The organism is Dorea sp., assembly GCF_977044405.1.
Genome location: NZ_CDRRQK010000042.1, coordinates 1 through 13,607 on the forward strand (window position 1 = coordinate 1; position 13,607 = coordinate 13,607).

General features: G+C 38.7%; 12 protein-coding genes, 1 tRNA gene and 2 pseudogenes. 1 reads left to right on the forward strand and 14 read right to left on the reverse strand.

The features are described 5' to 3' along the window. Positions 1-199 (reverse strand): annotated as a pseudogene (locus ACWJAF_RS13210) (hypothetical protein); the annotation flags it as partial. A 327-nt stretch (positions 200-526) separates the two neighbouring features. Between ACWJAF_RS13210 and ACWJAF_RS13215 the strand changes: the two are divergent. Further along, positions 527-649, forward strand: coding sequence for a DUF6783 domain-containing protein (locus ACWJAF_RS13215; RefSeq protein WP_448864570.1), 123 nt, complete (start codon positions 527-529; stop codon positions 647-649). On the opposite strand, the pseudogene ACWJAF_RS13220 reads toward ACWJAF_RS13215, so the two are convergent. From ACWJAF_RS13220 to ACWJAF_RS13280, 13 genes and pseudogenes are all read right to left on the reverse strand, one after another. Then, positions 608-706, reverse strand: a pseudogene (locus ACWJAF_RS13220) (DUF6783 domain-containing protein); the annotation flags it as partial. The gene ACWJAF_RS13215 and the pseudogene ACWJAF_RS13220 sit on opposite strands and share 42 nt — an antisense overlap. Positions 707-753: 47 nt before the next feature. Then, complete coding sequence (locus ACWJAF_RS13225; protein WP_448864572.1) at positions 754-2,154, reverse strand: sensor histidine kinase; 1,401 nt, start codon at positions 2,152-2,154, stop codon at positions 754-756. Next, positions 2,151-2,825, reverse strand: coding sequence for a response regulator transcription factor (locus tag ACWJAF_RS13230; protein ID WP_296093572.1), 675 nt, complete (start codon positions 2,823-2,825; stop codon positions 2,151-2,153). Before ACWJAF_RS13230 ends, ACWJAF_RS13225 begins: the two co-directional genes overlap by 4 nt. A 213-nt stretch (positions 2,826-3,038) precedes the next feature. Continuing rightward, entirely contained in the window at positions 3,039-5,177 is a 2,139-nt protein-coding gene (locus ACWJAF_RS13235) for a double-cubane-cluster-containing anaerobic reductase (RefSeq protein WP_448864574.1), read from the reverse strand. 41 nt (positions 5,178-5,218) lie between these two features. Further along, entirely contained in the window at positions 5,219-6,334 is a 1,116-nt protein-coding gene (locus ACWJAF_RS13240; RefSeq protein ID WP_448864576.1) for a PucR family transcriptional regulator, read from the reverse strand. 260 nt (positions 6,335-6,594) lie between these two features. After that, positions 6,595-7,755 (reverse strand): MalY/PatB family protein, encoded by a 1,161-nt coding sequence (locus tag ACWJAF_RS13245; RefSeq protein WP_296033837.1) that lies wholly within the window; start codon positions 7,753-7,755, stop codon positions 6,595-6,597. 137 nt (positions 7,756-7,892) lie between these two features. Further along, complete coding sequence (locus tag ACWJAF_RS13250; RefSeq protein ID WP_448864578.1) at positions 7,893-9,137, reverse strand: M20 metallopeptidase family protein; 1,245 nt, start codon at positions 9,135-9,137, stop codon at positions 7,893-7,895. Positions 9,138-9,341: 204 nt separating this feature from the next. Then, complete coding sequence (locus ACWJAF_RS13255; protein ID WP_296093623.1) at positions 9,342-10,082, reverse strand: amino acid ABC transporter ATP-binding protein; 741 nt, start codon at positions 10,080-10,082, stop codon at positions 9,342-9,344. Between the two features lie 43 nt (positions 10,083-10,125). Further along, positions 10,126-10,971: a transporter substrate-binding domain-containing protein gene (locus tag ACWJAF_RS13260; RefSeq protein ID WP_448864579.1), complete on the reverse strand. Its 846-nt coding sequence runs from the start codon at positions 10,969-10,971 to the stop codon at positions 10,126-10,128. A 124-nt stretch (positions 10,972-11,095) separates the two neighbouring features. Then, complete coding sequence (locus ACWJAF_RS13265; protein ID WP_296033840.1) at positions 11,096-11,758, reverse strand: amino acid ABC transporter permease; 663 nt, start codon at positions 11,756-11,758, stop codon at positions 11,096-11,098. Between the two features lie 314 nt (positions 11,759-12,072). After that, positions 12,073-12,507: a MarR family winged helix-turn-helix transcriptional regulator gene (locus ACWJAF_RS13270; protein WP_296033841.1), complete on the reverse strand. Its 435-nt coding sequence runs from the start codon at positions 12,505-12,507 to the stop codon at positions 12,073-12,075. A 70-nt stretch (positions 12,508-12,577) separates the two neighbouring features. Continuing rightward, complete coding sequence (locus ACWJAF_RS13275) at positions 12,578-13,192, reverse strand: M48 family metallopeptidase (RefSeq protein WP_448864582.1); 615 nt, start codon at positions 13,190-13,192, stop codon at positions 12,578-12,580. 172 nt (positions 13,193-13,364) lie between these two features. Continuing rightward, positions 13,365-13,436 (reverse strand) — tRNA-Asn (locus ACWJAF_RS13280). Positions 13,437-13,607: the final 171 nt, after the last annotated feature.

Consider the following 13,607-nt stretch of genomic DNA (forward strand, 5'->3'; position numbering starts at 1 on the left):
CAAATGATACATCATTATGCATCGCCATATAAACGGCATTCTCCAACGTGTTAATCTCCAATTCTTCGGGATCCTCATAGCTTGTTCCGTTCACTGCATTATATAGATCCAGCAGTTCTTTTTTGTCTTGATACAATAGTTCAAATATTCTTGCTTTGTACTTTGGGTTCACTGGCAATAAATCTGTATTCGTGCACATAACAAACCTCCTTTGTTGAATGCGCAGGAGATTCTATCTGTCATCACCACATCTATATCTGGTCATTCTCGGATTCTATAATCTCTCTGCTTGTTTTTAGGGAAATATTGAAAGCATTGAGATTTCTTACTGTCTTTTCAGACTGTTGGAATGATTTTAGATATGATATCAGATGCAGTTAATACTGCTTTTTCCAGAAATATAATGCTTTGAGTTTATTAAAACATAAATATATTTATTTGTCTACTATATTTTATAACAAAATCAGCTAAAAATTTTTCTGGTTTCCATCTACATAATCTGCCACTGACAACTTCTTCTGAACGTATGGCGATTTCAAAAAAACAACACTCTAGAGCGTGTTTGAAAAATGCTTTCTGCAAGATATATGTCACAATTTGTGGGAGATTTTGTCTGAATGAGGGCGGCGTAGCGGGCTACGTCAACTGAATGAAGGCAAAATATACCGCAAAGTGGGGCATATAGATTGTAGGAATGATTTTTCAAACACGCTCTAATGCCCCAATCGCATCAAAGTGTTGTCTTTTCATTTTTTATATTAATACCGTTATCTTCAACGATTTCTCATCCCTCGTCTCCGCAGTGATTTTCCCTTTATGTGCCTGCACGATTGCACTGGCGATGGAAAGTCCGATTCCATATCCTCCCGTCTTAGAGTTTCTCGACTCGTCCAGACGGTAGAATCTTTCGAATATATGTGAAATATTTTCTCTAGAAACATATTCTGCCGTATTGTATACACTCAGGCTGATTCCCTTGCCGTATTTTTTCAGTTCTACGGAAATATGTCCGCCCGGATTCGAATATTTCAGGGCATTATCTAACAGGATTTCCAGGAGTCGCTGAATATTCTGTTCATTACCATAACAGGTCAGCATCGGTTCGATCTCACAGTCAAATGTCTTCTCCTGCGTTACCGCCAGTGCCTGGAATGACGATGCTGTCTCTTCCACAATATCTGATATCGGGAAATCTATCATCACTACATTTTCCTGATTTTCTTCCATTCTGGACAGATAGATCAGGTTATTCGTCAGCTCTTTTAATTTCACTGTCTGCTTTCTGATATCCTTAAGCCACTCATTGTCATCTCCGACTTCCATCTCCAGCACTTCTGCATCTGCATCAATGACCGTTAATGGTGTCTTGATCTCATGTCCCGCATCTGTGATGAATCGCTTCTGCTTTTCATAGCTTTCAATCACCGGTTTTACAATTCTTTTTGACAGCACAATAACCAATATCAGAACTGCCAGCATACCGCCAAATGAAGCAGCAATACTCGTTATGAGAAATGAATAAAAGGTTTCCAGATTTCTTCCTGTATCCAGGAATATAATCATTTTTTCTCCATTTGTTTCCTCCACCATGTAACGGTATCCTGAATAAAATCCAGATGTTTTAGATTTTTTGGCAACTGTCTTTGCATATTTCACTGCCGTTTTTTCATTGACCGCCGCAATCTTCCCTGTATCAGCAGACACTTTTTTATTGTCTGAATCTAATACAACGGTAAAATATCTGGATTCAAATGGAAGTTCCGGTGACATTCTCGGCTCATCGTTTTTACCTGTTCCGTTCATTTCCGGACTATTATTTCCTGAATCGCCTTTTTCTGAGTCATCCTCGTTATCATCTTCTGGTTTTTCAGGTGGACTCTGTTTCTTTTCATCTATATTGTCCGTTGATGTGTTATTTTCTAAAACATCTGTTTCTGAATCATTTTCTTCCTCTGCTTTTTTTGCCGGATTATCACCAGGCTGCTGCTCCGGGAATTTTCCGTCATTTTCCATCAGTATCTGTAGCGTATTATCTGCTTCCCTGACAACACGTCTGTAATTGACCACATTCATGACTCCAAGAATTACCGCCAGCACCACAAATATCGATGCCATCGCAACTGCTATGAACCGTATTCTGAACTTCTTTATCATTGCTTAACCTCCAGAGAATAACCTGTATTTCTGGTTGCTTTGATCTGGATATCCGCATGCAATGCCGTAAGCTTCTTTCTAAGATACGATATATAAGCCCAAACTACATTCAATTCTGCATTGCTGTCATATCCCCAGACTCTTTCCATGATACGCTCTGTCGGGATCACATTCTTAGGATTACTCATCAGAAGCTCCATCACCTGGAATTCTTTATTCGCCAGATGAAATTCTCCCGATGGCGACGATAATTCTTTGGTCGCCTGATCCAAAGAAATGTTCCCAAATTGAAGTACACTGGTCACTGCTACAGTCTGTGTTCTTGTCATAGCACGGATCCTCGCAAGTAATTCCTTGCTTGCAAATGGTTTGGTCAGATAATCATTCGCTCCATTATCAAGTCCTGCAACCTTATCGTCTACTTCAGATTTTGCCGTCAACATGAGGATCGGAATCTGATTCCCCTGTTCCCTGATTTTCTGAAGTGCCGTCATTCCGTCCATTCTCGGCATCATAATATCCAGAATTAGTCCATCGTATTCTCCCATCTCCAGATATTCCAATGCTTCTACGCCATCATAAACTGCATCAACTGTATAGCCATTATGTTCCAGAATTGCCGTCAGCGCCTTTGACAAAGACCGTTCATCTTCCGCCAGTAATAATTTCATCTATATCACTCCCTGATTTTTCCATTTTTATTCATTTTTTGATGCATCCCAATTGCTGCACAATTTATACTCGTAACACTTATATAATTCTAAAGATTGCTCTCACATTCCTTGCATCTTTACATCATTTTATCAGAAAAACTTTAAACGTAACTAAAAAATCACAGACAAAAATCTCAATTTCTGAAATTTCTATCTGTGATGCAATTACAACTACTGATTTTTCTCTATCTCCATCATCATCAGGATTCTCTCGCATTCCATTCCGTCTTTCTCATCCAGCTCTAATAATTCATTAATTCTGGCGATTCTCGGAAGTAATGTATTCCGGTGAATTTTCATCTTCGCCGCAGTCTGTGTGACGTTCTTTTTCATTCTGAGATACCAGTATAACGTCTCATAAAGCTCTTTCCCTTTTTTTAGGTCTTCTTCTTTGATCCGTTCCAGTTCGTCCAGATATAACGGTTCTTTTCCCAGACTGTTACTGATGTAAGAAATCGCAAGTTCATGATAATAGTTTTCCACAAGCAGTACATTTTCTCTTGAAGATTTCCCCAGTGCAAGCTTCAGTGCATACTGCTGAAGTTTTTTATTCTCCTCTTTTTTGTCAAGCTCTGAAAAGCCATTTCCAATCAGAACCTTTCCATCCTCATCTTTCATATAGCACCGGCACTTGTCGGTCACATACCCCCGCATCTTGCTTCCCTGTACACCTGACATGAATAATTCTTTTCCACCCTGATACTGAATCTTTATATTCTGTAGGTTTTCTTTTTCTTCTGTCAAACCATCTTTGATCCGAAGCATGTCATTCGGGTTTTCCCCAACAATCCATAGAAAATCAGGGATTTCTTTTTCTTCTGTCCTTCCTGACTGCATCTTCATATAATAGCTTTTTACTAATATTTCAAGTAACTCTTCTATCTCTTCTTTTCGCATATCTTCCGGAACAATTGCCATGACAGCTCCGCCGCCTTCCGGGAATCTTTTTTCCATTTTCTGCTCTTTTTTCCCCGATGCAGCACTCTCATTCAGACCAAACCAGGTTTCTGTACTTTCAGTGTCTTTTCTTATTCCTACCGGAACAGAGGTGTATTTCCACACTTCTTCTAATATTTCACTGGCTGTGCGCTTCTGTACAATCCCATTTAGTACAATTTTATAGCAGTAATTAATATCCAGTCTTTTCTCCTGATGCGGCTGTATCATCTCAAGGAATGCCTCAAGTCTTGTTGATATCTGTGCCTGATCTGCCGTCGAATAATCGGTATCAACCGCTATATATGGCAAATGTTTCTCTTCCGTCACAAATTTTCTGATATATATAGATTCTGCTCCGGTCGCATGACACCCCGTCAGGATCATCTCAACCACACCATCCACATGATATTCATCAATGATTTCCCCGATCAGATCAATCCTGTTATCATTTGGCGTCATAATGGAGCATCCGGTAGAAAGGTATTTTCTCGCAATTGCCTCATAGATATCATCTGTATCTTCCTCCACTGAAGTAGACAATGTTCTTACTCCACTACAGTTTTCAATTGCAACAACCACACCGCCATTCTCTTCAATCGCCCGGATTACTTTCAGACTATCCCCACCGATCGGACACCCGGTCACCAGGATTCTTGGTCTTTTTTCAAGATGCTTTCCTTCTTTATATTCTTTCAGAATCCTCTCTCTGACTTCATTGATCACCTCAGGAGTCGTCGCAAAATCAAACCGGTATTTGCTTCCCTGCACCATCTTCTGGATATCCTCACCTGATACCGGAGCAGGATCAAGCTTCATTAATTCACACAGACTTTTTAACGACATGCGGATCTGATTATTCAGATGCACCGCATCCCGTATCCTCTGATCCGTAATCACCATATGGAAAAATTCTTCAAAATATTCTTTTGTACGTATAATCTCACTTTTCCAGAAAGCAAGCCCTCTTTCCGACTGACTGTTTGGAAGCTCCATCACATGAACCGGTTTAAATTCCGACATCAGCTCATACATTTTCTTTTTCCCGTCACAGGTTGTCTCACCGATTACAAGATCTGCAAAATGAAAAAATGGACATCGGTCACTGATTGCAAATCCATAACTGGATTTTACCAGCGGGCACATACTTTTCGGAAGATCTTTTTCTGCTGCAGTAACCGTTTCATTGGAAAATGAACACAATCCTACCGGAATTGCCCCCACTGCTATTGCAAGCTCTGTAGGGAAATATGCACAATACATACCAACAACTGGAATTCCTCTGTCTTTGTATTCTTTTATCTCCAGAAATGCTTCCCGTTTCTTTTTTCCAAATTCTTCAAATATTTCTGGTAAGTCCTGAACCAGCTTCATACTCTAGTCTCCTTATCAAGCCTTTACTTTTTGTTATGCTTTCATTTTTCCTGTCTTGAAATATCATACATCATCATATATGCCAGCAATTCCCGTGATATTTCATTATCATTAAAATCAACTTCTATACATTCTTTAATCTGTTTCAACCTGTATACTAATGTATTACGATGAATATGCAGATTTTCTGCTGCCATCGTCACATTATTACCATTCAGCAAGTACACTTTTAATGTATAATAAAGATCGGTCTTATTTTCTTCATCTTCCTGAATTAACTTAAGCACTCTGTAATCACTAAGTCCAGCTTCTTCAAACAGGGGTAATGTATATGTGTATAATCCTTGTATTGCCCATTCTTTTTCACGTTTCATGACCGGATCATTTTCAATTCCACTGACTAATACCATCCTTTTTAATAATCTGTATTTTGACGCACACCATTTTAAGTCTGAAAATGGTTCACTGATACTGCACGATATCTTTTTTTCTTTTACTTTTTTGTAAATTTCAGAAATCGTTTTATTATTTAATCCAGATAACAATACAAGAATTTCCTTCTCATCTTCATACACGCAGTACATTTCCGGCAATTTCTCTATCCACACGATTTCTTCAGCCTGAAGCTTCTCTTTCTGTATAAAAATTTCCATATACTGAGGTTTTAATCTATTCTCCGCCTCAGATATTTCCTGAGAATCTCCGTATAACAGATTCCATGCTATTACCGCTTTTTCAAACGACTGATTAATCATACATTCTTTTAATTCTTCTTCAAAATAGCCTTTTACCGCCTGTCCGATCACACCTGCCAATTCTCCAAAAAATGCCTGACACTCTTTTTCTTCATATAGAATCGTTACATATCCGCCCAGCCTTCTTGATACTTCTACCGGTTCTGTAATCACATACCTTCCCTTCGAATCATACTTTTCATGAAAGATTCCAAGGCCTGCAATTGTAACATGCTTCTGACGTACCGATTCATTATTATCTGTTTCACAGACATTCGAATATGCCAGGATCTTTCCAGACCCTGACACAAATATCACCTTCGCATTTGTATATTCATTTATCTTTTCTGCAATTTTCGTTAATGCACAATCTTCCGTTATAGCTTCAAAAATCAATTTGTAACAGACATCAATTTCATACATATTTCTTCACTCCATACAGAGAACCTGCCCCCTGCAGGACCTGCCACTGGCAGCTCCTTACGGATGCGTTGGCAACTGGCAGCTTCTCTTGCATACTAAGGTATACAGTTATTTTCTCGTAGAAAATTCTTTCTGTCAAATAGAAATAACTCGCATGTATTTTTGTCTTATTGATAATATCTATAACTATCTTCTCATTAAACACTGTTATCTGGATTACTTAACCCTGCAAGCATAAACACAACCTGCATTTTTGACGCTTACTTTAAATTATTTATTAACGCTTCCACGCCAGTTTTTACATTTTCCATGGATGTTGCAAGATTCATTCTTATAAATGTTCCGAATCTCTCTCCACCAAACCAGTCGCCATAGTCTACTGCCAGATGACACTTTTTCTGAATCACTTCTTTTATATCGTCTGCACTTACATATGCTTTCAGATTGATCCAGCACAGGTAGGTACCTTCAAGAGGAGTTACGATAGCTTCCGGCATTTTTTCAGCAAGCTCTGCTTTTAAATACCGATAGTTTTCATCAATCTGCTTTAATACCTGATCCAGCCATTCTTTTCCACCAGCATAAGCAGCCTGTGCAGCAACATATCCAAATGTATTGCCGCCTTGGATTCTGTTGCCTTTTGTATAGGCATCCCATTTTTTCCGAAGCTTTTTATCCGGTATAATCACCATCGAATTCTGTGCACCTGCAATGTTAAATGTCTTAGACGCTGCGGCAATTGATACCATCATATCATCATAATCTCCGATTGATAAAGACGGGATATGCTTGTTTTCGCCAAATACAAGATCCTGATGAATCTCATCTGATACGACAAAAACATGATGTTTTTTACATATCTCAAATAATCGCTTTAACTCCTCTTTTTTCCACACTCTTCCGGCAGGATTATGCGGTGAGCATAAGATAAATAATTTTACGTTATGTTCTATAATCTTTTTTTCAAAATCTTCAAAATCAATCGTATATATCCCATTTTCATTCTTAAGATCTGAGCAGATCAATGTTCTGTGATTATTCTTTACTGCATCCAAAAACGGATAATATACAGGTGTATTTACGATTACCGCATCGTTTTCTTCTGTCAGCATCTGTACTAACCAGTGGAATCCCGCAACAACTCCCGGAGAAAAGCGGATCCATTCCTTTTTCACTTCATAGCCATGACGCTCTTTTTCCCAGTTGATAAATGTTTCATAATACGCATCTGGAATCTTATAATATCCATAAACTCCGGATTCCACATACTCTTTCAATGCATCCACTACACATTCCGGGACTCTGAAATCCATATCCGCAACCCACATCGCATGGAGCCCTTCTTCTCCGAACATTTTCTCCTGACCATCCCATTTATTACAATTTGTATTTCTTCTGTCTACATAAATTAATTCTTCCATTGTATCACCTCTCGTATTTTTACATGTTTCTTTTCCTATCTGTATTTACCTGTTTTTCAGACATTCCAGACCGTACCGGCATTCTTACTGCCAAGTGAGTGGCATGTAGCGCATAATTCATTTTTCTTTCAGCCTCCTCACGAATTTGCTTCCAATCTGCCGTTACTTCCCTGAATTGCTATATTGGCAAATGCTGCCGCTGCCCCTGCAAGTACAGAATCATCAAACTGATACTCTGGACTGTGAAGTCCCGGAACTTCTTTCCTTTCTTCTGGTTTGATTCCGATGAACATATAGACCGACGGTACACGGCTGCTATATTCCGCGAAATTCTCTCCCCCCAGATTATCATCTTCTATTATATATACATTTTCTTTTCCAAGCACCTTTTCCGCTGCTTTTTTTACTCCGTTTAATAATTCCGGTGCATTTTTTACACCATCCCCGTGAATCGCAATATCCGCTTCATAAACTGCTCCATATACCTGACATACCGCTTCAATTTCTTTGTGAAATTCTTCCCGTATTTTTTCCAGTACTTCTTTTTTCACTGCTCTCATTGTCCCGCCAAATACACATTCCTGCGGAATAATATTGCTGACAGAAGTATCTCCTGCCTGCATATATGTAACCGAAAGAATCTTTGGCTCTGTTCCGCTGACAGTTCTTGTCAGTATTGCTGGCAGATGTTGATATATTTCATTTGCAATCGCGATTGGATCCACCGCCTGTTCCGGCCATGATGCATGACCTTTCTTTCCGATGATCTTAACCTTGAATCCGCCTACACAGCCAAATGCATATCTTCTTACAATTCCAATCTTTCCGCTTTCTACCGACGGCCATCCGTGTGCCGCAAATGCCATATCTATCTTCGGATTCTCCAACACCTTATCTTCCTTTATCATCGTATCTGCCCCAAGACCAACTTCTTCCCCTGGCTGGAACGCAAATCTAATACAGCCGCCAAATTCATCTGTAAGCCTTGCCAGTATCTTAGCCGCACCAATCAACCACGTAGCATGACCGTCATGTCCACATGCATGCATACACCCCGGATATTTGGACCTGTAATCATTTACTGCCTTTTCTTCAAGCGGAAGTGCGTCAATATCCGCACGCAGAAGAAGATTTTTCCCCTGTGGTTTCTTCCCCTGAAGTTCCGCAATAATCCCACATCCGCCTGCCATATGTTCACGGATTGTAAGATTCGGAATTTTGTAAAGTTCCCGGCTGATAATATCATGTGTTTTGGGAAGATTAATCCCAAGTTCCGGATACTGATGCAATTCTCTCCGGATGCTGATAAGTTCCGGCTCTATTTCTTTCGCAATTTTTTTGATTTTCTCGTTTATATGATCTATATTGTTTATATTCTGCATTCGCTGCTCCTTTCGTACATACCGGCCTGCAAATCTGCAAAAGCTGCCACTGGAAACTCCGTTCATATACTCTGAGTATGCAAAGAACCTGCCGCTGCCAGCTTGCATACTATGGTATCTACAGGACCTGCCACTGGCAGCTCCTTACGAACGCATGGCGATAAAAAAGGCCTGCACAAACTCTGTGCAGACCTTTCAGTTGTTCTATTTTCGATTAACAAAATTCAGGAACTGCTGAAGTCTTTGATTTTCCGGATGATCAATAATCTCTTCCGGTGTTCCATCCGCTGCGATTTCTCCTCCATCCATAAAAAGGATTCTTGATGCAACTTCTCTGGCAAATCCAATCTCATGTGTAACCAGTATCATTGTAGTTCCTTCTTCTGCAAGAGACTTGATCGTATTTAATACTTCTCCTACAAGTTCCGGATCCAATGCAGATGTCGGTTCATCAAATAATACAACATTCGGATTCACTGCAAGTGCCCTTGCAATTCCCACACGCTGCTGCTGACCACCCGACAACTTCGAAGGATAAAAATCTTTTCTTTCACTCATTCCTACTTTATCCAGTAATTCAAGAGCAATCTTTTCTGCCTCTGCTTTTGACTTTTTCTGTACCACAGTCAAAGCTTCCATTACATTTTCCAGAGCCGTCTTATTCTTAAAAAGATTATATCCCTGGAATACCATAGAAGAATGTTTACGAAGTTCGATCACATCTTTCTTCGTATGCTTTTCGGCGTCTACAGTTACATCACCAATCGTGATTTTTCCCTTTGTCGGAACAGTCAGATAGTTCAGACATCTAAGTAATGTTGATTTTCCTGTTCCCGAAGGTCCTAAAATTGCAATGACTTCATTTTTATTGATCGTCAGATTGATATCATTTAATACTTTTGTATTCTCATCAAATTCTTTATATAAATGTTCAATCTTAACCAGCTGTGTTTCTGTTCCCATATTTTTTCAATCTTCCTGACTCTAATTATTTCTGAATTAATTTTGTCATATCAGCATACATCCACTTTTCAGTAATCTTTGCTACTGTTCCGTCATCTAACATATCCTGAATTACATCGTTCAGTTCTTCTGTAAGTTTGTTACCGTCATCTGTCTTTGCAAGGAAGTATGCTACATTGTTAGCAAGAAGCTGCTCATCAAAGAAACGGAATTTCGCATCTGAGTTATTGTGTGTAAATGCATTTACATTTGTTGTTGTATTGGCATATGCATCAATTCTTCCAAGCTTCAGATCATTCATACCAACTGCACTGTCTTCGTAAAGTTTTACTGTAAATCCTTTTTCAGCTGCCATATCTTCGATGATTGTCTGTGCTGCCTGTCCATTTGTACATCCTACAGTTTTTCCTTTTAAATCATCAGCTGTTTTATAATCTGAATCATCATTTACAATAATACACTGTGAATCTCCATAATATGGAATTGTTGCATTGTATTTTTCTGTTCTTTCTTCTTTTACTGCCAGACAGTTTGCAACTACATCTACACGTCCTGTATCCAGTTCTCCCCACATAGCGTCAAATGCTGCCTGTTTTACTTCAACATCCCAGCCAGTACGTTTTTCGATTTCATCCCACATATCGGCATCAATACCAGTCCATTTTCCATCATCGGAAATAAGGCTGTATGGCTCCCCTGTTCCTGCAGTAACGATTGTTACTTTCTTTCCAGAGTCTTTCTTATCATCCGTTTTTGATTCAGAAGTTGTCTTCTTATCTGAATCATCAGATTTTGCACTGCTTCCACATCCTGCAAGTGCTCCAACTGTCATCATAGTAACTAATAAAGCTGCTAATACACGTTTTTTCATAATACTTTTTCTCCTCTTTTTCAAAATGATAATGAATCTATCTCAATGGCTTTCCCATTTAAGATCTTGAATCTGTAAAATCTGCTATACACAGAACCGGCAGTTTCTTCCGAATAGACGGCACTTAATACATATTCGCACATTTCTTCTCTAACAACTTATGTAAAATTCCAAGTACAAATATGATCAGCCAGTAAACTAACATTACCGCTGCATATATTTCAAAATATCTGAATGTTCTGGCTCCTTCAATCTTGGCAGCTCCCATAATATCTGGCACACCAAGCATAAATGCCAGTGAAGTCATCTTGATCAGATTGATGATGTCATTAAATAAAGGTGGCAAAGCTACACGGACAGCCTGCGGAATTACAATTCTTGTAACGAGCTGGAAATTCGTCATTCCTAATGAATATGCAGCTTCTTTCTGTCCTTCATCGACTGATAAAAGAGCACCTCTGATACTTTCTGACATGAACGCACCCATATTCAGACTCATTACTACTGCTACCGCAATCAATGGTGTCATATTTCTTACTATTGCACTATATAACGCAATACCGTAATAGAAGAAATACAGCTGCGCTACGACCGGTGTCCCACGCATGATGGATACATACGCTCTGCTCAGCTGATACAATCCCGGAATCTTATAGTATCCGATGATTGCAATAATTACACCCACGATCAAAGCAAATATTGTTGCTGCTATCGTCAGTTCAAACGTAACATTAACCTTACTTGCAATAATCGGCAGAACCTCCAAAAAATAACTTACTTTAAACATTTCACCTACTCCAGACCTCTTATTTCTATTCCTAACAGATTAATATTCTAACAGATTTGAAAATTTTATCATCGTCATTGATTTACAAAGCCATTGTTAATTTTTGTATTTTTCGCACATATTCTATATATTTCTGCTTTTATTGTAATTTTCTATATATTGTTTCTATGCATATTGAATCACTCAAAAACTTTTATCTCAGCCCTTTTGCGAATTCATTCATAGCTGTATTTTCTCTTGTATACTTGAGTATAAAAAAGAACAAAGAATTTACCTGAGTTCTCTGTTCTTTATTATTTTTATATACTTTGCCGTTACTTTCGATTCAAATTCTGAAGCTTATACAGCGTCTCCATAAATTCGTTAACCTTATCTTTTCCAATAATGTCTTCTACTTCCTTTTGCACTTCATCCCATATCTTAGATGCTTTTTCTAAAATCTGCATTCCCTCTTCTGTTAACGCATATTGATGTGCACGTCTTCCAGCTTCTGCCCTGTCGTAAATCCAGCCTCTTGCAATCAGGATCTGTATATTTCTTGTCAGAGTACTTCGTTCGAGATTCACCCGTTCTGCCAGTTCTCCCGTATTTGCCTCCTGTAATCCTTTTAGATTCTCAAGAAGACAAAATTGTTTTACTGTGATTCCGGCTTCTTTCAGTCGTTCATCGTAAAATGCTGTCAGTGCATTCTCTGCCCTGCAAAGAGCAATGCTGTAGCAATCTGTTTTATATATATGGGAATATTTCATCCTTTTACGCCTCCAGAATTCGATTGATTATCTATTATTCTACCAACGATTCTGTCCATCTGTCAAATCATCATCGGCTTGTATCAATATGATATTCTCTTAATTTTGCCCGCCGTTCTTTATAATCTGGCAGATATTCCTCCACCACATTCCAAAATGCTCTTGAATGGTTCATCTCTTTCCGATGCGCCAGTTCGTGTACTACCACATAATCTACTAATTCCTCCGGGACAAATAACAGGCGGTTATTAAAGTTAAGATTCCCCTGGCTGCTGCAACTTCCCCATCGTGTTTTTTGATTTCTCATTGTGATTCTATTGTATGTAACTCCCATAAGCTTTGCATAATAAAAAACTTTTTCTTCTATCTGATGTCTGATCTTCGCTTTTCCTTCTCCCGTCTCTACTGCTGGAAGCACTTTTGACGGATCTACAACATTTAATCCCCTTTGTCTGCCTTTGCTATTTTCTTTTGCATTTCCAGCCAGGCTCCACTCCTGACGTTTTCTTATAATCCATCCTTCATGCTCCTGTATAAAATTTTCTATTATTTTTCTTGATGCCCTCATTGGCACCCGGGCAGTTACACTTCCATCATATCTTACTTCTAATCCCAAAGTTTTTCTTTTGGAACGAATAATCTGTATTTCTATTTGTCCATCTTCATTTTTTATCATATATTTCATTATGTTTCTCCCGGTCATATAATTATATTTTTTCTAGAGTGTGTCTTAAAAATGCTTTCTGCAAGATATATGACAAAATCTCCCGCAAAGTGGGACAGAATGATTTTTCAGAGACACTCTAGTAATCTAAGATACAAAAAAAGACAGAAACCAAATCGATTTCTGTCTTTAACTCCCCGAGTTGGGTTCGAACCAACGACCCTTCGGTTAACAGCCGAATGCTCTACCACTGAGCTATCGAGGAATACTTATATAGTATAAACCCTTTTATCTTTTTTGACAAGGGCTTTTTACTTACTTTTTTATTTTTATGTACCTTCAAAACTGCATACAAGAAATATTTTCTTTCATCCTACCTATCACCTTGCTTGGTCATGCCCTCGACCGATTAGTATCAGTCAGCTCCATACATTAC

What these genes read in the sequence shown, in the direction of transcription:
- ACWJAF_RS13250 (WP_448864578.1), bottom strand. Translation starts at nt 9,137, where the DNA reads ATGCAGAATATAAACAATATAGATCATATAAACGAGAAAATCAAAAAA.
- ACWJAF_RS13225 (WP_448864572.1), bottom strand. Translation starts at nt 2,154, where the DNA reads ATGATAAAGAAGTTCAGAATACGGTTCATAGCAGTTGCGATGGCATCG.
- ACWJAF_RS13265 (WP_296033840.1), bottom strand. Translation starts at nt 11,758, where the DNA reads ATGTTTAAAGTAAGTTATTTTTTGGAGGTTCTGCCGATTATTGCAAGT.
- ACWJAF_RS13235 (WP_448864574.1), bottom strand. Translation starts at nt 5,177, where the DNA reads ATGAAGCTGGTTCAGGACTTACCAGAAATATTTGAAGAATTTGGAAAA.
- ACWJAF_RS13260 (WP_448864579.1), bottom strand. Translation starts at nt 10,971, where the DNA reads ATGAAAAAACGTGTATTAGCAGCTTTATTAGTTACTATGATGACAGTT.
- ACWJAF_RS13275 (WP_448864582.1), bottom strand. Translation starts at nt 13,192, where the DNA reads ATGAAATATATGATAAAAAATGAAGATGGACAAATAGAAATACAGATT.
- ACWJAF_RS13245 (WP_296033837.1), bottom strand. Translation starts at nt 7,755, where the DNA reads ATGGAAGAATTAATTTATGTAGACAGAAGAAATACAAATTGTAATAAA.
- ACWJAF_RS13270 (WP_296033841.1), bottom strand. Translation starts at nt 12,507, where the DNA reads ATGAAATATTCCCATATATATAAAACAGATTGCTACAGCATTGCTCTT.
- ACWJAF_RS13230 (WP_296093572.1), bottom strand. Translation starts at nt 2,825, where the DNA reads ATGAAATTATTACTGGCGGAAGATGAACGGTCTTTGTCAAAGGCGCTG.
- ACWJAF_RS13215 (WP_448864570.1), top strand. Translation starts at nt 527, where the DNA reads ATGGCGATTTCAAAAAAACAACACTCTAGAGCGTGTTTGAAAAATGCT.
- ACWJAF_RS13240 (WP_448864576.1), bottom strand. Translation starts at nt 6,334, where the DNA reads ATGTATGAAATTGATGTCTGTTACAAATTGATTTTTGAAGCTATAACG.